This window comes from Ectobacillus sp. OTK (assembly GCF_059698935.1).
On the sequence record NZ_AP048547.1, the window covers coordinates 4,185,098 to 4,206,200 of the forward strand.

The following is a 21,103-nucleotide window of genomic DNA, read 5'->3' on the forward strand; positions in this document are numbered from 1 at the left end:
AACAAACCCTTTTACAGGCTTTGCTTGTTGGTCTTTTATAAGGCGGCTAAAAGCATCTCGTTTTAGCCGCCTTTCTTACACTTTAAGAAAGTATAAATTTCCAGCTAGAAGCTCATTCGACGCAGCAGGAAATTTTAGGAACAAAGTGTAAGTGCAACTACGCCTCTGTCTTCGCCTAACGGCGAGTTTTCTTTAAAGAAGAAAACATTCCTTTTCGAAGCATCATCCAGCTCCAGCGGTCTGCTTTGCTATGTCCACTTTTATTTTTTATAATTCCATTCATCACTTTCATATTTTTCCTTTGCAAGACGCTCTACTTCCTCGCGTTGTTCCTCTGTCAGCTCATATGGAACCAGCTCAATATCCAGCCCCTTTTCAAAACCAACCCGAAACGCCTCGGTAAGCTGTTCGATTGTAAATGTCCGATCCGTTAGTTCGTTTATTGCTACCGCCTTAGATGAAAACATGCTCTTCATACGCTCCTTCAAGCGCTCATTTGGAAAGAGGAATAAGTCATATAGTGTATCTAGGTCAATTTCAAGCGGAATCGATCCGTGCTGCAGGATAACTCCCCGTTGGCGCGTTTGTGCACTTCCTGCAATTTTACGCCCCTCCACAACGATTTCATACCAGGACGGTGCATCAAAACAAACAGCGGACCGCGGATTTTTTAAATCCTCACGCTCCTGCTCGGTCTTTGGAACAGCGAAATATGCATCTAATCCTAACGCTCGGAAGCCTTCTAGAAGCCCCTGAGAAATAACGCGATACGCTTCTGTTACTGTTTTCGGCATCTTTGGATGATTCTCCGAGACAATCACACTATAAGTGAGTTCGCGATCATGCAGCACGCTCCGCCCCCCTGTTTGACGGCGCACAAAGCCAAAACCCCGTTTTGTTACTTCCTCCATATCAATTTCCTTTTCGACACGCTGAAAGTATCCAATTGATAGAGTTGGGACCTCCCATTCATAAAATCGAATCGTTGCCGGCATAGCGCCTGCGCTCTGCCAGTTCAGCAGGCATTCATCAAGTGCCATGTTATAAGAAGGGGAACACTTTCCTGAGTTGATATAATACCACTGCTCTTTTTCCATACTACACCTCTTGCCTAGTGTTATTTGCATGTTATAGTCTACCAAATTCGCAAGAGTTTGTGAAAAGATACGAAATTTCGTCCTACAATTCATGAATATATTGCATATCATGCTAGCACCATTATAATATGAAATGGTAGAAGTAAGAAAAAAGGAGTCGATTCATCTTGTCAGCTAATCTAACCATCTTCCTTGTAGCTGTTGTAGCGTTTATGGCATACTCTGTAATTCTATTCTTTTATCAGCGTAAAATTGTTAAATCGCTTACTGAAGAAGAATTCCGCGCCGGCTACCGTAAGGCTCAACTAATTGATATTCGTGAACCAGATGAGTATAACGCAGGCCACATCCTAGGTTCCCGTAACATTCCACTATCGCAGCTTCGGATGCGTTATAAGGAAATTCGTCCTGATCAACCGGTTTATCTATATTGCCAAAACGGTCTTCGTACAGGACGCGCGGGACAGTTCCTCAAGAAAAAGAAATATACGGAACTGTATCAGCTTAAAGGCGGCTTTAAAACTTGGACAGGAAAAATTAAAAAGAAAGCATAAATTAAAAAAGCAGGCAACAAACATTCGTATCTTCTTAATCTTGCAGAAAAAGGACATACTCACCGCTAGAGAGTATGTCCTTTTTCTTACACTTTAAAAAAGTATAAATTTCCAGCTAAAAGCTCATGCGGCGCAGCAGGAAATTTTAAGAACAAAGTGTAAGTGCAGCTATGCCTCTGTCTTCGCCTAAAGACTCGCCAATCAGCGAGTTTTCTCTAAGGATATGTTAACGCTGCTTCGATTGGGTTTGTCACGTCACCGCCTTTATAAGAAATTGTTTTTGTGAACAGATCTGCTGATACTTTCTGCCCATTTACCTTAATTGGGAGCAGTTTCGCTATAATCGTATACTCCTCTCCCTTTTGAAACGGATTTTTATCGTAATTCCAAGTTGTCTGCCATGTTTTTGTTTCCCCTGGCTGCAGCTCAACATTTGTTAATGCTTGCGAGAACATTTTACCCTTTGAATATCGGTACAATTCCTCTCCGCTTGCACGCTTTATGATAACCTCAAATTGTTGGGAAGATGGAAAAGTTAATGAAAGCGGCTTATCCCCCCTATTATAAAGCTGCAGCTTTACTTCAGCACGATCTTCATACACAGCAGCTTCAGCCATAAATTGAAACTCCTCCCTTGGCTCAGAGCTTTGATTCACCGGCAAAGTTTCTTCTTTTGATTGGCAGCTGCCCGCAAAGAAACAAAGAGTTATCAACAACAAACTAATCTTTCGCATAGCAAACTTCCTTCCTCTTATTTTCTTCTCCTTTAACTAAAGACTAAGCAGAGGGGCACATTTACTAGCATTGTTTCTTTTCTATCCTTGCCTCATACGTGCTGCGAGTTAAGCCGTACATCAGCAAATCATAAAAGTTTCCTAAGTAATATTGGTATTCCTGAAGTATACCTTCCTCCGAAAATCCGAATTTATGAAGAAGCTCGCGTGAGGAAACATTTTCCTCACGTACAGTTGCGCCGATTCGATTCAAAAGGAGCTTATCAAATCCAAACGGAATCACCATTTCCAGCACCTCTGTCATAATGCCTTGTCTCCACATCTCCTTCTTTAATTCATAGCCGATTTCCGCACGGTGATGCTGCCTGCTCCAATTATGATAGCCAACCGACCCCATAAGCTCCTCTGTTTGTTTATCAACAATTGCCCACCGAATCATCGTTCCATTACGAAACCCGCTCTTCACCTGCGTCACAAATTGCTCTGCCTGTTCCTTTCGTGTGAACGGCTCTAAGCCGTAATATTGTACAACCTCTTCATCGGAAAAATAGCCATACAAATGAGGCGCATCCTCTCTTTTTAAATCTCGCAATCGAAATCGCTCTGTCTCTAAAACAGGAAACGAAAAGAAAATCATCTCCTAAAGCCTCCTTTTTCTTACCCTTTCGACTCGTTTGCGACAAACTCCTTCCTTGACTTTTTTCCCTTTTTCTTTTACCTTTAAACTACCAAACGGTAGGAAGGTTGGTTACTATGACAGCTACTCGTATTAAGGAGGCGGCACTTGCCCGCTTCGCCCAATTCGGCTATGAAGGTACGTCTCTCTCCGACATCGCACATGATGTTGGTATTAAGAAGCCTTCACTTTACGCACACTTCACAGGAAAAGAGCAGCTCTATTTCGTTTGCTTAGACGAATCGTTAGAGCAAGATATACATTACTTGCGAAGCTGTGTGGCAGTGCATAAAAATAAAAGCCTATCCTCTTTCCTATATGAGCTGCTCGAAGGCTATGAAAGACGCTTTTGCGAAAATGCAGAAGCGATGTTTTGGCTTCGATCCTTATTTTTTCCGCCGGCTGCATTCAAGGAGCGGATTGTAGAAAAAGCAAACCAGTATGTGGAAGAAGCAGGAGACTTGCTTACTCCTGTGTTTTCAGAGGCTATAGAGAAAAACATAATTGCTGCAGCAAGCGCTGAGGCGGCTGTGGCTGCTTATTTATGCTTATTTGATGGACTTATGGTTGAACTGCAGTGCAGCGGGCCAGACGGCTTTCAAAAGCGTCTACATGCAACGTGGCCTATATTCTGGCGAGGAATTCGTATCTAAAGAAAGGAGATTCATAATGGGATGGATCTATGTACTTGTAGGAGGCCTTATTGAAGTTATTTGGGTAATGGGCTTAAAGCATGCGGGCTCTCTCCTCGAATGGACAGGAGTCTCAGCTGCTATTTTACTTAGCTTCTGGTTTTTGTTTCGTTCGTTTGAAACGCTTCCTGTCGGCACGGTTTATGCTGTATTTACAGGTATTGGCACAAGCGGCATTGTCCTTGTGGAGATGATTTTCTTCGGAGAGCCTGTATCGATCGCAAAGCTGATGTTTATCGCACTCCTAATCGGGGGTGTAATGGGCTTAAAGCGGTTAACAAGTGAACAGAAAAAGGAGGCGCAGTAATAATGGCTTGGGTATTTCTGATTCTGGCAGGGCTTGGGGAAGTAGCGGGCGTACTTTCGATGAAAATGGCCAGTGAACGAAAAAATTGGCCTTCACTTCTATCGCTTATTGCAAGCTTTAGCTTAAGCTTTTTCTTTTTATCAAGAGCAATGCAGGAATTGCCGATGGGAACTGCCTATGCGGTATGGACGGGCATTGGAACAGCCGGCAGTGTCATCATTGGTATTTTATTTTTCCGAGAGCCTGCCGATTGGCGGCGCATGATGTATTTAAGCTGTATCGTAATCGGTGCCGTCGGTTTAAAGGCAATCAGCTGAGATTTTTACTCATAAATTATATCTGTTAACAAAAGATAAACATATATAGAGAAGGGAGCGAATGAGATGGAGTTATCCTTTCATAAACACATTTTGCTTTTTTTCTTTTTGTTTATCCTTTTGGTTATATTTCTAAGCATGACAGCCCATTCGTATAACATTCCGGCTCATTTTTGGAGCACGAGATCGTTTTATCATATTGTCACAAGCCTCTTTCGCTAAAGAAAACTCTTGGCGGGCCTTTAGACGAAGACAGAGGCGCAGTTGCACTTTATTCTTACAATTTCCCGCTGCGTCGAATGAGTTTCCAGCTGGAATTTTATACTTTCTTAAAGTATAAAAAAGCGAATACGGTCTGCCTCGGGCTTCCTCGCAAGAATGTTCTCCGGCAAAGCAGGCAGTTCTTCCTTTTTTGCCGAAGGCTATTCTGCAAAAAAGAGCTAAACACGATCGTTTAGCTCTTTTTCTATGTACTACTTCTCAAATCGGTTTAACATCTCTTCTCTCATGCCGAAGCTGACAACTGCAATGCCGATATACATAAACACTAACATAATTGGATTTACAGCATTGTACCAGTCATTATTCACAATCAAATAGACTGTTACAGCAGCTACCATCACGAAAGCTGTGATAAATAGATAAAAGCTGATGTTTTGCCTCATACTGTTCCCCTCTCTTCACGGTATTACCATTTCAAAATGTATGGCTGCAGGCCCTATTATATGCCTGTTTTTTGTAAACAATATGTAAATGAATAATAGATATCGATCGAAGGCTTCCAAAACCCGCGAATTCTCTCTATTTTTGGCCTTCCATTCCGTTCCAACTATATCATGGGCGCAAGCTTAGGCGCAAGGACATACATAAGAAAAGCTGGGGCTAAGCCTATTCATGGGTTTTCCGTGTGTTCTTCCCTATGAAAGGCGCTTTTTGCCTTTTGCATGGGAGATTATTCTGAAGACGGGAGCAGGTCGCGGGAGCTAGACATGTCCAGCTCCTCTACAGGCCTTGCCTATATCCTTTCGTAGCGTAAAACAGGCTTGCGCGCCGCCTTTGTTTCATCAAGACGCTTCACAACAGTTGTATGCGGCGCTTCCTGCACAACCTCCGGATTCTCCTCTACTTCCTTCGCAATTTGAATCATCACGTCAATGAACGCATCCAGCGTTTCCTTCGATTCCGTTTCCGTCGGCTCAATCATCATACATTCCTCAACATTAAGCGGAAAATAGATCGTTGGCGGATGATAGCCGAAGTCTAATAAACGTTTAGCAATATCAAGCGTTCTTGCACCAAGCTTCTTTTGACGCCTGCCCGATAGTACAAACTCATGCTTGCAATGCTGATCAAACGGCAAATCATAATACGGCGCCAGTCGTCTCATCATATAATTGGCATTTAGCACAGCATATTCCGTAACCTGACGCAAGCCCTCCGGCCCCATAGAGCGAATGTACGTATACGCACGGACATTGATGCCGAAATTTCCGTAATACGGCTTCACGCGGCCAATAGACTCTGGACAGTTATAGTTAAATACATAGCCATTTTCTCTTTTCTCTAATATCGGCTTTGGCAAAAACGGAATGAGATCAGCTTTCACACCAACAGGACCAGAGCCTGGGCCGCCGCCCCCGTGCGGGCCTGTAAATGTTTTATGAAGGTTTAAATGCACAACATCAAAGCCCATATCTCCCGGACGAGCCTTGCTTAGTACTGCATTTAAATTAGCACCGTCGTAATACAGCTTTCCGCCCGCTTCGTGTACAATGCTCGCCATTTCTGAAATATTTCTCTCAAATAATCCGAGCGTATTCGGATTTGTCAACATTAAAGCCGCTGTATCCTCGCCAACATATCGCTTTAAATCTTCTAAGTCGACAAGCCCGTTTTCGTCAGATTTCACTGTAATGGTCTCAAACCCGGCTACGGTTGCAGAAGCAGGATTTGTGCCGTGTGCTGAATCGGGAACGAGCACCTTTGTACGTTTATAATCGCCTCTTGCTTCGTGGTAGGCTCGGATGAGCATAAGTCCTGTCCATTCTCCATGAGCACCCGCTGCCGGCTGCAGCGTCACCGCGTCCATTCCTGTAATTTCCTTTAGGCTCTCCTGAAGGTCATACATAAGCTCCATCGCACCCTGCACTGTGCTTTCATCTTGAAGCGGATGAATATGAGAAAATCCTGCAAGCCGAGCAACATGCTCGTTGATTTTGGGATTGTATTTCATTGTACAAGAACCAAGAGGATAAAAGCCAGAATCCACACCGTGGTTACGTCTCGATAGCGCTGTATAATGACGCATAATGTCTAGCTCCGATACCTCCGGCAGCTCGGCGGCTTCGGTGCGAACGTATTCGCTGCCAAATAAAGCTTCTAGGTCCGCCTCCTCTACGTCTAAAGGAGGCAGGCTGTATCCGATGCGTCCCGGCTTGCTGATTTCAAAAATGAGCGGTTGATCCTGCATTGTCATTGCATATCCCCCATTTCCTTCACAAGAATATCGACTTCCTCTTTCGTCCGAAGCTCTGTTACGGCGACGAGCATATGATTGGAAAGCTCTGCATCATATTTGCCCAGGTCATAGCCGCCAATGATATTGCAGCGCATGAGCCCTTCATTGATCTCCTTTACCGGACGCTTGCAATTGACAACAATTTCATTAAAGGCCGGTCCAGAAAACGCAACGGTAAAGCCGCCCTGCTCAAATTTCTTCTTCGCATACTGTGTTTTAGAAATGTTCTGAAGAGCCATTTCCTTTACGCCTTGTTTGCCGAGCGCCGTCATCGCGACAGCTGCAGCAAGTGCATTAAGCGCCTGATTCGAGCAAATATTAGACGTCGCTTTATCGCGGCGAATATGCTGTTCACGTGCCTGCAGGGTTAATACGAAGCCCCTTTTTCCGTCTGAATCTGTTGTTTGGCCGACGAGACGTCCCGGAATTTTGCGCATGAGCGCCTTTGTTGTAGCGAAATAACCGCAGTGCGGCCCTCCAAACTGAGCTGGAATGCCAAACGGCTGCGCGTCACCGACCACGATATCTGCACCAAATTTGCCGGGAGGCATTAATACCCCGAGCGCGAGCGGATTCGCTGATACGATAAACAACCCTTTATGCTGGTGCGCGATTGTTTCAATATCCGCTAAGCGCTCCACTTGTCCTAAAAAGTTGGGATACTGCACAACAACACAAGCAACGTTCTCATTCATTTGGCGCTCAAGGGCCTCTAGGTCTGTTACGCCATCCGTGCAGCCGATCTCTACCACCTCTAGGTTTTGTCCGGTGGCATATGTTTTGAGTACATCCCTTGCTTCTGGATGAACTGCTTTTGATACGACAATTTTCTTTTTACGCGTATGCCCTGCTGCTAACATGGCTGCTTCCGCAAGGGCTGTACCGCCGTCATACATGGAGGAATTGGCTACATCCATACCTGTTAATTCGCAAATCATCGTCTGAAACTCGAAAATAGCCTGCAATTCTCCCTGTGAAATCTCAGGCTGATACGGTGTATATGCTGTGTAAAACTCGGAGCGGGAAATTACGTGGTCTACAATCACCGGAACATAATGATCGTACACACCGGCTCCAAGAAACGATGCATATTCCTTTGCGTTTGCATTTTTGCCGGCAAGCTGCGACAATTCTTTTAACAATGCCGGCTCAGCTTTTGCAGGCTTCAATTGTAAATCGCCCTGAAATCTCACGCGCTCTGGAACATCTGAGAACAATTCCTCAATCGACTCGACGCCAATTACATGGAGCATTTCTTTTTTATCGTCTTCTGTCATCGGCAAATAACGATGCAGCATCACATATACCCCCTATTTAGATCGTTTATAAAACGGGATAGGTACTACAATAGCCTTTACCCGCTTACCGCGAATTTCCACCTCGACTTCCGTACCAAGCATTGCGAACGCTTCGTCCAGCAGTGCCAAACCGATATTTTTCTTTAATGTTGGTGATTGTGTCCCGCTCGTTACTTCACCGATTTTCTTCCCTTGAGCAAACACCGCGTAATGACTGCGCGGAATTCCCCGTTCTATCATCTCAATTCCCGCTAGCTTGCGCGGCGCTCCATTTTCCTTTTGATCCTTTAACACTTCTTTTCCTAGGAAATGCCGCTCCTTATTCGTCTTCACAGCAAAGCCAATTCTGGCCTCAATAGGCGTGATCTCCTTCGTCAGCTCCTGGCCGTATAATGGAAGCGCAGCTTCAAAACGAAGAGTATCGCGGGCGCCGAGACCGCACGGCTTCAACCCTTCTGCCTCCCCCGCCTGCATGAGCAATTCCCAAAGCCTGCGTGCATCTTCGCTCTTACAATATAGCTCGAACCCGTCTTCTCCCGTATAACCGGTTCGAGATACGAGAGTAGGCATGCCTTGTATATCTACATCATCTTTAAATTTAAAAAACTGAATATCTTGCAAAGGCTCTACTGTTAAGGTTTGCAATATTTTTTCCGCCTTCGGACCTTGCAGCGCAAGCTGTGCGATTTCGTCCGAAACATTTTCGATTTGCACGTCTTCTCCAGCATGAGCAAGAAGCCACTCATAGTCCTTCTGGATATTAGCTGCATTCACAACGAGAAGATAGTCCTGCTCCCCTTTTTTATATACAAGCAAATCATCTACTGTGCCGCCATCCTCATAGCACATCGCCGTATATTGTGCACCGCCGCTTGAAAGCAAAGCAAGGTCATTTGTCAGCATAAGCTGTAAAAAGTCGAAGCTGCCGCTTCCCCTTACTGTAATTTCCCCCATATGAGAAACATCAAATAATCCCGCTGCCGTACGTACTGCTTCATGCTCTTCCTTAATGCTTGAAAACTGAACGGGCAGCTCCCAGCCGCCAAAATCAATCGTTTTCGCTCCGTATGCTGCGTATACGTCAAATAAAGGTGTGCGATGTAACCGAACCATGTTTCCTCCCCCTTGCGCTATGTTGGACAAAACGATGAAAAATACGTTATGACAAAAATATACATAAAAGTTACAAATTCAGGATAAAATACAAAAGATTTCATTCTCTTTATCCATATCCTAACATTTCTCATTTCATATCAGCAATATTCCTATTAGGAAATTTGCTTCATAATTTTTTTATAGAAAGGCAGGGCGCAGCACATGAATGTGGAAATGACGGCAAACCGGTCTTGGCAGGAAGAGTTTCTGAAAAAAATAGAAGACGATGGACCATGGTCAAATTGGGATTTGTACAATCTTGCATACGAAACGGAAAAACAGCTGCTCATCCCTTCATTTGAAGGCTTGCAGGCGCCAAAATACTTGCCGCACTTAACACCTTTACCCCATCAGCTGGAAGCAGCGAAAACAGTCATTGAAGAAATGAACGGAAAAGCCATTTTAGCGGATGAAGTCGGACTTGGCAAAACAATTGAAGCCGGGCTGATTCTGAAGGAGTATATGATTCGCGGGCTAGTTAAAAAGGCACTCATTCTCGTCCCTGCCTCACTGGTCTCCCAATGGGCATACGAGCTCAATACAAAGTTTTATATTCCTGCTATTGCACACCGAAAAAGCTATTCGTGGGAGCAGGCTGATGTTATCGTCTCCTCCATCGACACAGCGAAACGGGCACCGCACCGCGACATTGTGCTTAACATGGAATACGATTTAATCATTATTGATGAAGCACACAAGCTAAAAAACAATAAAACAAAAAACTATGAGTTTGCGCAACTACTAAAAAAGAAGTTTTGCTTACTGCTGACAGCTACGCCCGTTCAAAATAAAATTGATGAAATCTTTAACCTCGTCTCGCTTTTAAAGCCAGGGCATCTCGGCAATCAATCTAACTTTGAGGAATATTACGCTTCTAACAACAGAACGCTCGAGACCGACCAGCATTTGAAGGAGCTTATCAATAAGGTAATGGTGCGAAACCGTCGCCACAATACGGGCATTGAGTGGCCGAAGCGGCAGGTTCATACTGTGTTTATTGATTTGAACGAGCAGGAACGAGAGCTGTATGAAGCGATTCACAACTGGAGGACTGAAAATGCCTTTACATCGGCCTTTTCTTCTTTAACCTTAAAACGGGAGGCATGCAGCAGCCGGGAAGCCGTCTATTTCTCATTGAAAAAATATGTAGAAAAACGGCAGCGGGACAATCCAGATTACGTCATTGACCCTCATATTCATATAATGCTGGAGAAAATTAATGCGATTCCTTCTAACTCAAAAGCGGCGAAAACGCTGGAGATTATTAAAAGCATTAACGATAAAGTTATTATTTTTACAGAGTACCGTGCCTCACAAATGTATTTGCAGTGGTTTTTAAAGCAGCATGGCATTTCATCTGTTCCGTTTCGCGGAGGATTTAAGCGGGGCAAAAAGGATTGGATGAAGGAATTATTCCAAAATCATGCACAAGTATTAATTGCAACAGAGGCCGGCGGCGAGGGGATTAACTTGCAGTTTTGTAATCATATGATTAACTACGATTTACCATGGAATCCAATGAGGCTTGAACAGCGCATCGGCCGCATTCACCGCCTCGGTCAGAAGAACGATGTCCATATTTACAACATGGCGACAAAAAACACGGTAGAGGAGCATATTTTAAAATTGCTGTATGAGAAAATTAATCTATTTGAGCGGGTAATTGGGGAATTGGATGATATTTTAACACGAATTGATATGAAAAATATTGAGGACCATCTGCACGAAATTTTTGCCGGCTCTAAAAGTGAAGGAGAAATACGAATTAAAATGGATAATTTGACTTCCGTTATCGAGCTTGCACAGCGAAGCGGAACAGGAGCGGATCATTATGCAGCAACATGAAATTCATAATTACCTGCACCGTTTTTTCACAGCAAATCAATGTGAAATCAAACATGCCACGAACGCCTTACTAGATGTACAGCTCACTGTCGAGATGGATAAATTGCTCATGAATCGGCCGTTTTATTGGCACTATTTAGAGAAAACAGGCGGCGTGCCGAACCCAATGCGGATTACCTTTATTACGGATCCCCAGCGCGCTCCTGAGGACGTAAAAGGGGAAGCGGTTCACTACGGGTCTCCTCGTCTTCATCAAGTCTTCCGTGCGGCGCAGGAGCTTGGTGCCTATATTCGCCTATATGAAGAGGTCCATACGAGTGAAAACGGAAATATCCCCCTTCACCCATGGCTTGGAGTCAATCTGAAGGTTTCTTATCAATGCGACCGAAAAAAAGAAACGTTGTATTCACTCGGTTTGCATCTCATTACGGGGATGATGGTAAGCAATTTCCACGAGACGCTGCAAACAATCCCGCTCACACCGAAGATTCCTGACTTTTGCTTTACGCTGACGCCGATGATTATGCCGAAAAGCGGGTTAATCCGAATTGAAGAAGCCGTGAAGTCTCTTGTTTCTAGGGAGGACCATACATGGGCAGAGGAAGCGCGCCTAAGATGGGCGCATGACTTGCAGCTTTTGGATCAATTTTATACGGATATGGAGGAAATTCCCGACAGCTACGAGATTGAGAAGCAAGCGCTGCAGGAGCAGTACGAACCAAAAATTGTGTTTGAAATTATTAACGGCGGCTTGTTTTATTTAACGCCCAATAGAGTATAATAAAAAGCAGCGTCTCTTGATCGACGCTGCTTTTTATTTACGTTACTGTATATCGCCGTACGTTCCCAGCCTATATCTTGCCGTTATACTTACGACCGTCATTATGCTCCTGCTGATGAATCTTCGTCATGCGGCGCTGATGCGCTTTTGTGCTCGCAGTCACCTGATTCGCATCGCTTTCTTGATTCTTTTTAGAACCCCCGGACCCATTGCTCATATGCTGCACCTCCTGCCAAAAGTGATTCATTTGTAGCTTTTGTCAGAAGGGTGAATTTATGCAATGGCCTTTAAAGAAAAACTCGCCGATTAGCCAGCCGTTAGGCGAATACAGAGACGCAGTTGCCCTTATACTTTATTCCCAAAATTTCCTGCTGCGCCGAATAAGTTTCTAACTGGAATTTTATGCTTTCTTAAAGTATAAAAACAAGACGTTCTTTTATTGCTTTTCTACATATTTGCTAAACATATGATAGAGCCCTTGATTCACAAGATGGGATATTTGCTCGTCTGATTTGTCAGGATACAAATCCCTAAGGCGAATCGAGGCCTTAGCCATTAAGTTCTCCAATACAGAGCGGCCTCCTGTTCCATAAATCACTTCCGCATACTCTAACAGCTTTACGTTTTCGATTTCAGCTGAATTTCGATCATAAAAAAATTTGCTCATTTCTTCTCCCTCCATTTTGACAACGTTTTCATTTCTATGAACAAGCATTATATGTTAGTCATTTCACAATAATGTATGCTAAAGGTCTTGCATGGTTTCATTATAAAACAATATAAAAACCGTGCATACAATTATTTTACGAACATTTTGTGAACAATGTTCATATCTCAGACAAATATCGACTACTTCCCCTTTATTATGCACATATTAAGGAAGAAATGCTTTAGAAAAGGAGTTTAAAACCAATGATTAATGAAGATTTTCATGCGGTTGTTAGGAATAATGATAGAGGCGTTTATTTAGGATCCAACGAACAAAAGGTTAACAGAAATAATATTACAGCAGAGCGCAAACAGCAAGCTGAAGCCACTGCGCCAAGACATCAGGAGCAAAAGCATCAGGACGGAGCGATTACTGAATAAGAAAAGCTGGGACTCCCTGCTTAATCCCGACAGACAAACCGCCTGTGCACAAAACGCGAGGTTCGTACTAAGATTGGACATTACTCACAGTTATAATTCTTATCCTTTAAAAAGGACCAGGCGCTAATGAATGGCGCCCGGCCCTTTTTCTTGTTTATTGCTCGTTTAATACACGCTCAAGACGCTTACGAAGCATTTCCATACCGCTTCCACCTGCTTGGAAATGACGAAGTACACCTGTTTTATCAAATACATAATATGCCGGAACGTATTTGTTTTCAAATGCGTCTGTAATCGCATGGTTATTATCAACCAAGATCGGTTGAATAATATCATGGCTCTCTGCTGTTTTCTCAATTAAGCCCAAATCTAAATCTTCCTCGGAACGAGGCATATGAACTGCCACTACATTTAAGCGGTCGTCATATTCGTCGCGAAGCTCGTTTACAAGCGGCATTGCTTCTTTACATAAGTAGCAGCTTACAGACCAGAAATGGATTAATGTTGGAGCATCTCCAATTAAATCTTCTCTTACCACCGCATCGTTTAATGTATGTGTTGCGCCGTCTAAAGCTGGCATTGGTTCACGTAATTTCATGATTATATCCCCCTTTATTATAGTGTTGCTTGACCTGGTTTCCAGTTTGCCGGGCAAAGCCCGCCTGTTTGTAATGCTTGCAATACGCGCAATACTTCGTCTGTCTCGCGTCCAATGTTATTATGGTGTACAACTTGGTACATCAATTCTCCCTCTGGGCTAATAATGAACAAACCGCGAAGGGCAATTCCTTCTTCTTCAATTAACACGCCATATTCACGAGATACAACATGGTTTGTATCAGCGGCTAATGGGTAGCGAAGATCTCCTAAACCATTTTTCGTACGGTCTGTGTTAATCCATGCTAAATGTGTATGAATCGTATCAGTAGATACGCCGATTACCTCTGCATCCAAGTCCTCAAACTCATCATAACGGTCAGAAAGCGCAATAATTTCTGTTGGACATACAAATGTAAAGTCCATTGGATAGAAGTACAGTACAGTCCATTTGCCTTCTTTCATATTTTGCTCAAGACTTACTTTACCGAATTCTTTATTAGCTAATACTGCTTCCATTTCGAAGCGAGGTGCTTGTTTTCCTACTAAACGTTCTGCCACGTTGATGGTCCTCCTCACGCATAAACAACATTGATTACTTATTTAGAATGATTACAATCTTTATTATAGCAAGTTTTACTTTTAAGTCAACATTAAGTAATAATAATTTTAAACTGATTATTCTTCTCACTTGGATAAGATATTCATAGCGATTGTCATCATATATGTAATCCAGCCTGTTATCATTCCTAAGCATAGTGTAAAGAAAAGGATACTGAATAATTTCGGCTTATGCATCTCTATTCCTCCCTTCCTTCACTTTATACTCTTCTAAAATAGAAAAAACGCCCAAAAAGCAGGCGCTATGCATCTTTTTTGGTATTCTCATGCTTCATCCGCAGCTCCTTATACAGCAGCGCCAGACTAAGAGGCAAAATGCCGAACCATCTGACAAGAAACGGATCACGCATGCTGCGGCGCTGCTCCCGCTTTTGCTTTCGTTCCTGCTTCGGACTATCCATGTATGTCACGAATTGCTGTGTGACAAATTTTACGTAATCATTAGTCGACATACTCTCACCACCTGCATATTTCTAAATGATCAGTATGCCCATTCCATTTTTATTTAATCACCAGCTGATTCTCCTTATCGCTTCTCTGTCCAACTCGTTATTCGTTTGTTATCTCTATCATAGAAAAAGCTTGCTTTATATGCCCTTCCTTCCTTTGTTACACAGTGAATCGAAACCTGCAGCAAACCCGACGAAGAAAGGGACTGCGATAGACGTGCCGTTCCTTCTTCATACTCATAGGCAGCCGGGATGTCATTCGTCTGCACATCGCGTTGAAACTCCCAAACTGCATTCGTCATTATATTCTCCAATAGAAAAAACTGCTCCGTCTCATAATAAAACCGCTTTTCTAATAGACAGAGATTTACCTGATGAAGAAACAACGCAAGAAATAAAAAAGTAAATATAAGAACAGCCGGCATGGTAGCTCCTCGTTCATTCCGCACCTATGCTTCCTCCAACGCAGACAAACGGGTTAAAATCCCCTTGTGCATATTGCCATCCAGATCTTGGACATGGATAACAAGCTTGTTTGAGGATCGCTCGTAAAACACGGTCTTTACATTTTGTAATAAAATTTCATTTCCACTGCCGTTTACCTTTCGAATTAACTGAGTCCCTGCCGCCGTGTACGTGACGAGAAATCCGCTTGGGTCCTTCATAAGCAATTTTTTATCAATAGACTGTACTGTTTTCGCCTCCCGATACTCCATTTGTGCTTGCTGCAAAAAAATAATCCATTCAAATTCGTTAAAGCTTTTTTGCTTGGGCAATCCAAAAAACAAAGGCTGCAGCCGCGGTGCAATCAGAAGCAGCACTGACAGCAAAAATACACAAAACATCATTTCAAGCAATGTGAAACCATGTTCTCCGAGATTTTTATTTCGCAACATAGCGGCACTTGCTTTGCTGTTTGCTTTGCACATTCTTCCAAATTACGCATACGCTGTATGCATCCCCTGTTTCGCTCCACCTAGCTGTATACTTCGTGCCATGTACATTCTGCACCGCAGAATCCGGGGGACGGGCATCAAATCGGTAAGAAACAACCTGTTCACGTAAAAATACATTTGCAGCCTGAGCCAGTCGGATGTTTTTCCTATCTTGTATGACTGCAATGGTCTGCGGCAGCAAAAATGCAGCAATCATCAGCAAAACTGTAAGTGATATGAGCATTTCAAGCATAAGATACCCTCCTTCACTCCTCATGGTAATACATTCTCCCTCTTCCCAGCTGAAACACAACGCGATATGTTACCTCTTTATGCCGAACATACATCGTGCCTGCTTTGTTAATATTGCCGTCTTGACCATATGTAAGAGGATTTGGCATCGTATTGATATCGATCGCTACCATAGGGTCATAGCTTCTCGACAGTACAATACCGGCATCCCCTGACTTTGTAATGACATATTTATGGTCGGCCGTATACATGCGCAGGCTATATCGGCTATTATTGCTAATCGCTGCCTGTTGCATAAATGCAATATCCTGACGAAACTGTTCTACAAACTGCTTCGCTTTCCGGCTATCAGAAAGCGGAAGCAAGGTAACGGAGGCAATGGAGATCAGAATCGACATGATTAGCAAAACAAGCAAGGTTTCAAGAAAGGTAAAGCCTTTCTCCTTACGTACGATCTGCTTGCTCATTCTGCGCTAACGGAACCATCTTCTGCAGAAACCTGAATCACCTTTCCATTCGGACATGTTTTTGAAGTGATATATCCGCCTGTTTCCAGTTCTTCAATAGTTGGAATTTTGTCATACTCCAGCTTATATGCCTGCACCTGTGCAGATACCGCACGAAGCAATGCATCACAGCCTTTTCCCTCTACCATCTTTCGTTGATTGACGATATTGGGCACAATCAACAGCAATAAAACAGAAATGACAAACATAACCAGCAGCATTTCCAGCAAGGTAAAGCCTTTTTCATTTTTCATGCGATTTCCCCTTTACATAGAACTCATCGTTTGAAACATAGGAAGCAAAATAGCTAAGTACATCAGGACAACAATCAGGCCGACAACAGAAAATAAGAGAGGCTGTACTACTAGCACAAGCTTGCTTACACGTGCTTCTAATTTCTCTACAACCATCTCACTGTAATCTGCCAGCTCGTTCGCCAAGGTCCCCCCTGCTTGCCCATGCGTCACTACATAAGACAATTCCCTCTCGTAGTACGGCCGCTCCTTCAAAATGTGCTCCAATGTTTCACCTCCGACAAGCAGACGCTTCATATCCATGGCCTCACTCTGAAAAAATGGCTGATGACGCTGCTGCTCCATTAATAAAAAAGCCTCCAATACAGACAAGCCGCCTTGCAGCAGGCTGCTCATTTGCACGGCAAAATAATGCGAGTTTAGCGACAAACAAAAGGATTTGATAATAGGAATCGAGAGGAGATAGTTCATTTTCGTAACCGGGTGCAGCTTTCGAAAGTACGCATAGTACAAAACAATAGCTAGCCCAATGAGGGAAAGGAAGATTCCAAACATGTAAGGAAGCAAGCGGATAAACAGCAAAATAGTATCCACCAGCATTGAGGATTCAGAAGCTGCAGAGCTGTGAAGACTTGCAAACTGCGGAAACAGCACGGTGTTAAACAAAACGATCATCACAGTCAAAAAGGAAAGTAAAAATATCGGATAACGCAGCACTTGCAGCAGCTTTCGATAATGCTTCTCCTTCCGCTCTAGAAACATACTTCCCTGTCTTAAAGCGAAGGCGATATCGCCGTGCTGCTCAGCGTAAAACAAATATGCCAGCATATCGCGGTGAAACCTAAGGTCTGTAAAAACATTGTACAGACTGCCGCCATTTTTTAGCTGCTCAACTGACCGATGGAGCTGCTGTTGTTTTTCCTTTGTCGCATATAATTGCAGAAACTCGAGCGCATGCCAAAGCGAGTAGCCCTTCTCAAGCAAATTGCCAAGATGACGAAGCAGCACAACCTGCTCACGCAACGTCCATTTTGTTACAGTCCGCTTATACACGGGCATCCTCTTCTCCGATAAATCCGAGCGCATACCCTTTATTCATCGCCTGTCGGAGCGTTGTATAGCAATACGAAGCTGGTTCGCCCCTCGCCTCTCGAATCACCTCCTGCAAGGCTTGTCCATACAACAGCTCATATACGCTAAGGCGCCGAAGACGACGCAGCTTTTTGCAAAGCGGTGAGCATTTTCCTTGGCAAAATGGGCATTTTACTTCAATGAGCCTTTGAGCAGCAACCGCAAGCAACGATTGTTCGATCTCTTCTAGAGTAATACCATAATCAAGCAGGCGCAGTACAGCTCCCTTTGCATCCTTTGTGTGCAGTGTCGTTAACACAAGATGGCCCGTTAAGCTGGCACGAACTGCCACCTTTGCAGTTTGTGCATCACGAATTTCCCCTACTAAAATAATGTCAGGATCATGGCGGAGGACAGCCTTTAATCCCGTTTCATACGTAATACCGGCACGTTCATTAATTTGAATTTGCAGCAGGCCATCGTTGCGCTTTTCAATCGGATCCTCAAGCGTAACAATACTCCGATTGAATGTTGTTTTTGCTGTCTCTAGCAGCGAATACATCGTCGTCGTTTTACCGGAACCAGTTGGTCCTGTAAAGATAATGAGACCATGGGAATGGTAAAGGAAGGAAAGAAGCGTTTTGGCGGAATTCGGGAAGAGGGACAGCTCGGAAAGAGGCTGTACGGATGCTTGTAAATGAACACGAATAACAAGACTTTCATTTTGAATAGTCGGCAAGGTCGACATACGCAAATGCATGTCACCAAAACCCATTTGCAGTTCAAGTGAACCATTTTGAGGCTTTCTTCTCTCGCCAATATCCATTGCCGCCAAAAACTTAAAATGGGAAATTACTCGTTCACAAAAATCCTTAGAAATTGTATACTTTGTAACCAAATCCTTATCTACCCGCATCCGGATCTCTGCTCCTTCTCTTGTCGGCACGAGATGAATATCCGATGCCTTTAACTCATAGGCCTCCTTTAAAATCTTATCTGCAAATTGTTCCACATTTTTCATATCTATCACCTCCTCTCTCTTTTATATACCATAGAAGCAACGAGAAGAAAAATTGCTATTAAAGCCTTTTCCTCCTGCTATGTTCGCCTTTTCCGCTTCACATTTCAGACATATTTTATAGGAGAAATATGAACAATTCATGAATAGTGCTCCTGCCCTGTTATTATGTAACATTGCCTGTATTATAATGTTAATATCCTCCAACACATATAAAGGTGGCGACTAAAATGGAACAGGCATTAAAGATTACGAGTGTATTAGCAGATCCAACGAGATATTACATTTATCAATATATTTCTCAAAAGCACGACCAGGTAACAGTACAGGAAATTGCAGATGAATTTAATATTCATCCAAATGTAGCCCGCCTCCATTTAACAAAACTTGAAGATGTAAATATGCTCATTTCCGAAACACAAAAAACAGGAAAAGGCGGCAGACCGAGCCGTTTATATCGTCTCTCGAACGACGTCATCCAGCTGCAATTTCCGTTTCGCGACTACAAGCTGCTATCGCAAATTGCCCTTGATGCATTGCTTCGCTTAGGAAGCATCGGCGAGCAGGCTTTATTCGAAACAGGAAAACATTTCGGCCGGGATTTAATGATGCGTCACATAAATCAGCTTAGCATTTCCGAAGAAGAGCTCTCAAAAGAAGATAAAGTCAACATTGCAAAGGAAGCAATGACAACAGCAGGATTATCCCCTCAATTTGAACTGAGTAAGGATGAAACGAAGGTATTTTATCAAGTACATAATTGTCCTTTTAAGGAAATGGCTGCAGAGTATCCGAAGGCCATTTGCAATATGCACGGGTTGATGATGCAAGGCATTTTTCAAGCTCTATTCCCAGCTGTAAAGCTTGTTCGTACAGAAAGCATGCTTACCGATTGCAAATCCTGCAATTATAAGGTTCATATTAATTAATTTGCTCGCGATAGGGACAGTTTTCCAAGTGATGAGGCACTTTTTTCCTATTGGTCATCAGGCCTTCCCACATAGCAGGCAAGTCGATGAAACTAGACACTGCTCTATTTTAGTAGTTCGGCTGATAATGCCGGCACACACCTTTTTATATGCTAACATATTCATCTTTCTTTTTTGTTTTCGCTTCCGATAACAACCGGACAGACTTCGCTTGTGTTATTCCTAATGTTTCCAACACAATGGGGCTTATTCCTTTGGATCGCTATATCTGTCAAAATATTGATTTGTAATGGAAAACTCCGTTGTATATTTGGGGCAAAATTGAACCCTGGCACTTTTCTTATTATTGTAAATGTTTACAATAATAAGAAAAGTCCTTTATAATGGAGACGGAGAGACCAATTATCCGAAGGGGAGGGGATACGAATGGAGCGTATGTTTCGCGTTTTAGGCTTTTGGACAGGCATCTTCGCTGTTATGTTTTATCTAGGCGATATGCCGCAAACAGCATTACTGTTCTTTGGTCAAACTGGATTTTTCGTACTTTTAAGCTATTTAAAGTTGTCGGAACGCATGTATGTGTATGTTTTTGGCGCATATTTAACAGTGTTCTTCATCGGCTTTACATATTACACAACGTTCCTGCTCGTTCCAGGTGTAGGTCATTAAGAAAAGCGCAAGCGCCCTGCTTAGCTGGGGCAGACAAATGCTTCTCACCGCTAAGGGCGCTTTTTGTCCTTATGTGGTGAGGGCTATTTGACTGCGAGGGGCTGGGTGCTGAAGCTAGACAATTCCCCAAATTTCTTACAGAACAAAAAAAGAGCAACATATACATTCTGATATTATAAAGAAAACTCGCCGATTTGGCGAAGACAGAGGCGTAGTTACACTTTGTTCCTAAAATGTCCTGCTGCGTCGAATGAGCTTCTAGCTGGAGGTTTATATTTTCGTAAAGTGTAAAAGCGGCGGTCCTCTGATCCGTCGCTTTTTATACAAATATTTAATTTCTTAGATTCAAGACTTGTCCATTTCAGCTGTTATGCCCGCCGTCATTATTGTGTACCATGTATTCTGCATCAGCATGACATAAATAGCTGGAACGAATCACACAATGCTAAAGAGGACCCCCCTGTCCCCTTTAGATATATCCATTGCGTTCACACCAATCATGAAACTCTTTCAAATCAACGTCTACAAGCACTAAGTCTTGCAGCTCTACATCTACATGAAGCTCGCCCCCAATTACGAGGGTATATTCTGGACCGCTTCCTGTATTCCGCTTTACCATTCCGATCTGATCTCGATGCGGACCGTTTTTCACATAGGCTTTTTGCCCTGTAATGTCAAAATTCAAGCAATTCACCTCTTTTTCTTGCTCCATTTCTGTATGTATATGATGAAGTTTGAA

29 protein-coding genes are annotated in these 21,103 nt (G+C 43.2%); 9 read left to right on the plus strand and 20 right to left on the minus strand.

From position 1 onward, the window contains the following. Positions 1-260: 260 nt before the first annotated feature. Complete coding sequence (locus AC6HZ4_RS20745) at positions 261-1,097, minus strand: lipoate--protein ligase family protein (RefSeq protein ID WP_497491601.1); 837 nt, start codon at positions 1,095-1,097, stop codon at positions 261-263. A gap of 167 nt (positions 1,098-1,264) precedes the next feature. On the opposite strand from AC6HZ4_RS20745, the gene AC6HZ4_RS20750 reads away from it, so the two are divergent. Next, the gene (locus AC6HZ4_RS20750; RefSeq protein WP_497491602.1) at positions 1,265-1,651 is read left to right on the plus strand and encodes a rhodanese-like domain-containing protein; all 387 of its coding nucleotides are present in this window, start codon (positions 1,265-1,267) and stop codon (positions 1,649-1,651) included. 215 nt (positions 1,652-1,866) lie between these two features. Here the strand turns inward: AC6HZ4_RS20750 and AC6HZ4_RS20755 are convergent, their stop codons facing one another. Beyond that, positions 1,867-2,385, minus strand: a complete 519-nt coding sequence (locus AC6HZ4_RS20755; protein ID WP_497491603.1) for a BsuPI-related putative proteinase inhibitor — start codon at positions 2,383-2,385, stop codon at positions 1,867-1,869. A 64-nt stretch (positions 2,386-2,449) separates the two neighbouring features. Further along, entirely contained in the window at positions 2,450-3,022 is a 573-nt protein-coding gene (locus tag AC6HZ4_RS20760) for a GNAT family N-acetyltransferase (RefSeq protein ID WP_497491605.1), read from the minus strand. Positions 3,023-3,138: 116 nt separating this feature from the next. Here AC6HZ4_RS20760 and AC6HZ4_RS20765 point away from each other — a divergent pair, with 116 nt between their 5' ends. Genes AC6HZ4_RS20765 through AC6HZ4_RS20775 form a run of 3 tightly spaced genes read left to right on the plus strand, consistent with a single transcriptional unit; the run spans position 3,139 to position 4,377 of the window. After that, a complete protein-coding gene (locus AC6HZ4_RS20765) occupies positions 3,139-3,714 on the plus strand; it encodes a TetR/AcrR family transcriptional regulator (RefSeq protein ID WP_497491606.1) in 576 nt (191 codons plus the stop codon). 16 nt (positions 3,715-3,730) lie between these two features. Further along, positions 3,731-4,060 carry a DMT family transporter gene (locus tag AC6HZ4_RS20770; RefSeq protein WP_497491607.1) on the plus strand — a complete coding sequence of 110 codons (330 nt, stop codon included), beginning with the start codon at positions 3,731-3,733 and terminating at the stop codon, positions 4,058-4,060. Positions 4,061-4,062: 2 nt separating this feature from the next. Further along, positions 4,063-4,377: a DMT family transporter gene (locus AC6HZ4_RS20775; protein WP_497491609.1), complete on the plus strand. Its 315-nt coding sequence runs from the start codon at positions 4,063-4,065 to the stop codon at positions 4,375-4,377. A 473-nt stretch (positions 4,378-4,850) separates the two neighbouring features. Here AC6HZ4_RS20775 and AC6HZ4_RS20780 read toward each other — a convergent pair whose 3' ends face one another. The 4 genes from AC6HZ4_RS20780 to gcvT form a co-directional block, all read right to left on the minus strand. Next, entirely contained in the window at positions 4,851-5,042 is a 192-nt protein-coding gene (locus AC6HZ4_RS20780) for a hypothetical protein (protein ID WP_497491611.1), read from the minus strand. A gap of 350 nt (positions 5,043-5,392) precedes the next feature. After that, a complete protein-coding gene (gene gcvPB, locus AC6HZ4_RS20785; RefSeq protein ID WP_497491613.1) occupies positions 5,393-6,853 on the minus strand; it encodes an aminomethyl-transferring glycine dehydrogenase subunit GcvPB in 1,461 nt (486 codons plus the stop codon). Then, entirely contained in the window at positions 6,850-8,193 is a 1,344-nt protein-coding gene (gene gcvPA, locus AC6HZ4_RS20790; RefSeq protein ID WP_497491615.1) for an aminomethyl-transferring glycine dehydrogenase subunit GcvPA, read from the minus strand. Before gcvPA ends, gcvPB begins: the two co-directional genes overlap by 4 nt. Positions 8,194-8,205: 12 nt before the next feature. Continuing rightward, the gene (gene gcvT / locus AC6HZ4_RS20795; RefSeq protein ID WP_497491617.1) at positions 8,206-9,306 is read right to left on the minus strand and encodes a glycine cleavage system aminomethyltransferase GcvT; all 1,101 of its coding nucleotides are present in this window, start codon (positions 9,304-9,306) and stop codon (positions 8,206-8,208) included. Positions 9,307-9,510: 204 nt separating this feature from the next. Between gcvT and AC6HZ4_RS20800 the strand changes: the two genes are divergently transcribed. Beyond that, positions 9,511-11,193 (plus strand): DEAD/DEAH box helicase, encoded by a 1,683-nt coding sequence (locus AC6HZ4_RS20800; RefSeq protein WP_497491619.1) that lies wholly within the window; start codon positions 9,511-9,513, stop codon positions 11,191-11,193. Then, positions 11,180-11,974: a YqhG family protein gene (locus AC6HZ4_RS20805; protein ID WP_497491621.1), complete on the plus strand. Its 795-nt coding sequence runs from the start codon at positions 11,180-11,182 to the stop codon at positions 11,972-11,974. The genes AC6HZ4_RS20800 and AC6HZ4_RS20805 overlap by 14 nt, the downstream gene beginning before the upstream one ends. Positions 11,975-12,044: 70 nt before the next feature. On the opposite strand, the gene AC6HZ4_RS20810 is transcribed toward AC6HZ4_RS20805, so the two are convergent. Together AC6HZ4_RS20810 and AC6HZ4_RS20815 are read right to left on the minus strand one after the other, a co-directional pair. Further along, the gene (locus AC6HZ4_RS20810) at positions 12,045-12,191 is read right to left on the minus strand and encodes a hypothetical protein (RefSeq protein WP_497491623.1); all 147 of its coding nucleotides are present in this window, start codon (positions 12,189-12,191) and stop codon (positions 12,045-12,047) included. A 219-nt stretch (positions 12,192-12,410) separates the two neighbouring features. Next, positions 12,411-12,641 (minus strand): hypothetical protein, encoded by a 231-nt coding sequence (locus AC6HZ4_RS20815; RefSeq protein WP_497491624.1) that lies wholly within the window; start codon positions 12,639-12,641, stop codon positions 12,411-12,413. Between the two features lie 245 nt (positions 12,642-12,886). Here AC6HZ4_RS20815 and AC6HZ4_RS20820 point away from each other — a divergent pair, with 245 nt between their 5' ends. Continuing rightward, complete coding sequence (locus AC6HZ4_RS20820) at positions 12,887-13,063, plus strand: hypothetical protein (protein WP_497491626.1); 177 nt, start codon at positions 12,887-12,889, stop codon at positions 13,061-13,063. 154 nt (positions 13,064-13,217) lie between these two features. Here AC6HZ4_RS20820 and AC6HZ4_RS20825 read toward each other — a convergent pair whose 3' ends face one another. The 10 genes from AC6HZ4_RS20825 to comGA all read right to left on the minus strand — a co-directional run bounded on the left by AC6HZ4_RS20825 (position 13,218) and on the right by comGA (position 18,769). After that, positions 13,218-13,661 (minus strand): TlpA family protein disulfide reductase, encoded by a 444-nt coding sequence (locus AC6HZ4_RS20825; RefSeq protein ID WP_497491628.1) that lies wholly within the window; start codon positions 13,659-13,661, stop codon positions 13,218-13,220. Between the two features lie 17 nt (positions 13,662-13,678). Continuing rightward, positions 13,679-14,221 carry a peroxiredoxin gene (locus AC6HZ4_RS20830; protein ID WP_497491630.1) on the minus strand — a complete coding sequence of 181 codons (543 nt, stop codon included), beginning with the start codon at positions 14,219-14,221 and terminating at the stop codon, positions 13,679-13,681. A gap of 302 nt (positions 14,222-14,523) precedes the next feature. Next, positions 14,524-14,733: a YqzE family protein gene (locus AC6HZ4_RS20835; protein ID WP_497491632.1), complete on the minus strand. Its 210-nt coding sequence runs from the start codon at positions 14,731-14,733 to the stop codon at positions 14,524-14,526. Positions 14,734-14,807: 74 nt separating this feature from the next. Further along, on the minus strand, positions 14,808-15,179 hold the full coding sequence (gene comGG, locus AC6HZ4_RS20840) for a competence type IV pilus minor pilin ComGG (protein ID WP_497491634.1): 372 nt from the start codon (positions 15,177-15,179) through the stop codon (positions 14,808-14,810). Next, complete coding sequence (comGF, locus tag AC6HZ4_RS20845) at positions 15,180-15,626, minus strand: competence type IV pilus minor pilin ComGF (RefSeq protein WP_497491636.1); 447 nt, start codon at positions 15,624-15,626, stop codon at positions 15,180-15,182. Continuing rightward, a complete protein-coding gene (locus AC6HZ4_RS20850; RefSeq protein WP_497491637.1) occupies positions 15,613-15,918 on the minus strand; it encodes a hypothetical protein in 306 nt (101 codons plus the stop codon). Before AC6HZ4_RS20850 ends, comGF begins: the two co-directional genes overlap by 14 nt. Before the next feature lie 13 nt (positions 15,919-15,931). Next, a complete protein-coding gene (comGD, locus tag AC6HZ4_RS20855) occupies positions 15,932-16,384 on the minus strand; it encodes a competence type IV pilus minor pilin ComGD (protein WP_497491639.1) in 453 nt (150 codons plus the stop codon). Then, positions 16,381-16,677 carry a competence type IV pilus major pilin ComGC gene (gene comGC / locus AC6HZ4_RS20860; RefSeq protein ID WP_497491641.1) on the minus strand — a complete coding sequence of 99 codons (297 nt, stop codon included), beginning with the start codon at positions 16,675-16,677 and terminating at the stop codon, positions 16,381-16,383. Before comGC ends, comGD begins: the two co-directional genes overlap by 4 nt. A gap of 12 nt (positions 16,678-16,689) precedes the next feature. After that, positions 16,690-17,736 carry a competence type IV pilus assembly protein ComGB gene (comGB, locus tag AC6HZ4_RS20865; protein ID WP_497491643.1) on the minus strand — a complete coding sequence of 349 codons (1,047 nt, stop codon included), beginning with the start codon at positions 17,734-17,736 and terminating at the stop codon, positions 16,690-16,692. Continuing rightward, positions 17,723-18,769: a competence type IV pilus ATPase ComGA gene (comGA, locus tag AC6HZ4_RS20870; protein ID WP_497491645.1), complete on the minus strand. Its 1,047-nt coding sequence runs from the start codon at positions 18,767-18,769 to the stop codon at positions 17,723-17,725. Before comGA ends, comGB begins: the two co-directional genes overlap by 14 nt. A gap of 227 nt (positions 18,770-18,996) precedes the next feature. Here comGA and AC6HZ4_RS20875 point away from each other — a divergent pair, with 227 nt between their 5' ends. Further along, a complete protein-coding gene (locus AC6HZ4_RS20875; RefSeq protein WP_497491646.1) occupies positions 18,997-19,695 on the plus strand; it encodes a helix-turn-helix transcriptional regulator in 699 nt (232 codons plus the stop codon). A gap of 426 nt (positions 19,696-20,121) precedes the next feature. Then, on the plus strand, positions 20,122-20,364 hold the full coding sequence (locus AC6HZ4_RS20880; RefSeq protein WP_497491648.1) for a DUF2626 domain-containing protein: 243 nt from the start codon (positions 20,122-20,124) through the stop codon (positions 20,362-20,364). Between the two features lie 469 nt (positions 20,365-20,833). Here the strand turns inward: AC6HZ4_RS20880 and AC6HZ4_RS20885 are convergent, their stop codons facing one another. Continuing rightward, a complete protein-coding gene (locus AC6HZ4_RS20885) occupies positions 20,834-21,049 on the minus strand; it encodes a DUF3912 family protein (RefSeq protein ID WP_497491650.1) in 216 nt (71 codons plus the stop codon). Positions 21,050-21,103: the final 54 nt, after the last annotated feature.

Excerpts from the sequence above, each read along its gene's own strand:
- gcvPA (WP_497491615.1), bottom strand. The coding sequence starts at position 8,193 with ATGCTGCATCGTTATTTGCCGATGACAGAAGACGATAAAAAAGAAATG.
- AC6HZ4_RS20755 (WP_497491603.1), bottom strand. The coding sequence starts at position 2,385 with ATGCGAAAGATTAGTTTGTTGTTGATAACTCTTTGTTTCTTTGCGGGC.
- AC6HZ4_RS20810 (WP_497491623.1), bottom strand. The coding sequence starts at position 12,191 with ATGAGCAATGGGTCCGGGGGTTCTAAAAAGAATCAAGAAAGCGATGCG.
- AC6HZ4_RS20800 (WP_497491619.1), top strand. The coding sequence starts at position 9,511 with ATGAATGTGGAAATGACGGCAAACCGGTCTTGGCAGGAAGAGTTTCTG.
- AC6HZ4_RS20820 (WP_497491626.1), top strand. The coding sequence starts at position 12,887 with ATGATTAATGAAGATTTTCATGCGGTTGTTAGGAATAATGATAGAGGC.
- comGB (WP_497491643.1), bottom strand. The coding sequence starts at position 17,736 with ATGCCCGTGTATAAGCGGACTGTAACAAAATGGACGTTGCGTGAGCAG.
- comGA (WP_497491645.1), bottom strand. The coding sequence starts at position 18,769 with ATGAAAAATGTGGAACAATTTGCAGATAAGATTTTAAAGGAGGCCTAT.
- AC6HZ4_RS20815 (WP_497491624.1), bottom strand. The coding sequence starts at position 12,641 with ATGAGCAAATTTTTTTATGATCGAAATTCAGCTGAAATCGAAAACGTA.
- comGF (WP_497491636.1), bottom strand. The coding sequence starts at position 15,626 with ATGTTGCGAAATAAAAATCTCGGAGAACATGGTTTCACATTGCTTGAA.
- AC6HZ4_RS20880 (WP_497491648.1), top strand. The coding sequence starts at position 20,122 with ATGGAGCGTATGTTTCGCGTTTTAGGCTTTTGGACAGGCATCTTCGCT.
- AC6HZ4_RS20875 (WP_497491646.1), top strand. The coding sequence starts at position 18,997 with ATGGAACAGGCATTAAAGATTACGAGTGTATTAGCAGATCCAACGAGA.
- comGD (WP_497491639.1), bottom strand. The coding sequence starts at position 16,384 with ATGAGCAAGCAGATCGTACGTAAGGAGAAAGGCTTTACCTTTCTTGAA.
- gcvPB (WP_497491613.1), bottom strand. The coding sequence starts at position 6,853 with ATGACAATGCAGGATCAACCGCTCATTTTTGAAATCAGCAAGCCGGGA.
- AC6HZ4_RS20780 (WP_497491611.1), bottom strand. The coding sequence starts at position 5,042 with ATGAGGCAAAACATCAGCTTTTATCTATTTATCACAGCTTTCGTGATG.
- AC6HZ4_RS20760 (WP_497491605.1), bottom strand. The coding sequence starts at position 3,022 with ATGATTTTCTTTTCGTTTCCTGTTTTAGAGACAGAGCGATTTCGATTG.
- gcvT (WP_497491617.1), bottom strand. The coding sequence starts at position 9,306 with ATGGTTCGGTTACATCGCACACCTTTATTTGACGTATACGCAGCATAC.
- AC6HZ4_RS20765 (WP_497491606.1), top strand. The coding sequence starts at position 3,139 with ATGACAGCTACTCGTATTAAGGAGGCGGCACTTGCCCGCTTCGCCCAA.
- comGC (WP_497491641.1), bottom strand. The coding sequence starts at position 16,677 with ATGAAAAATGAAAAAGGCTTTACCTTGCTGGAAATGCTGCTGGTTATG.
- AC6HZ4_RS20770 (WP_497491607.1), top strand. The coding sequence starts at position 3,731 with ATGGGATGGATCTATGTACTTGTAGGAGGCCTTATTGAAGTTATTTGG.
- AC6HZ4_RS20745 (WP_497491601.1), bottom strand. The coding sequence starts at position 1,097 with ATGGAAAAAGAGCAGTGGTATTATATCAACTCAGGAAAGTGTTCCCCT.
- AC6HZ4_RS20775 (WP_497491609.1), top strand. The coding sequence starts at position 4,063 with ATGGCTTGGGTATTTCTGATTCTGGCAGGGCTTGGGGAAGTAGCGGGC.
- AC6HZ4_RS20805 (WP_497491621.1), top strand. The coding sequence starts at position 11,180 with ATGCAGCAACATGAAATTCATAATTACCTGCACCGTTTTTTCACAGCA.
- AC6HZ4_RS20825 (WP_497491628.1), bottom strand. The coding sequence starts at position 13,661 with ATGAAATTACGTGAACCAATGCCAGCTTTAGACGGCGCAACACATACA.
- AC6HZ4_RS20835 (WP_497491632.1), bottom strand. The coding sequence starts at position 14,733 with ATGTCGACTAATGATTACGTAAAATTTGTCACACAGCAATTCGTGACA.
- AC6HZ4_RS20850 (WP_497491637.1), bottom strand. The coding sequence starts at position 15,918 with ATGCTTGAAATGCTCATATCACTTACAGTTTTGCTGATGATTGCTGCA.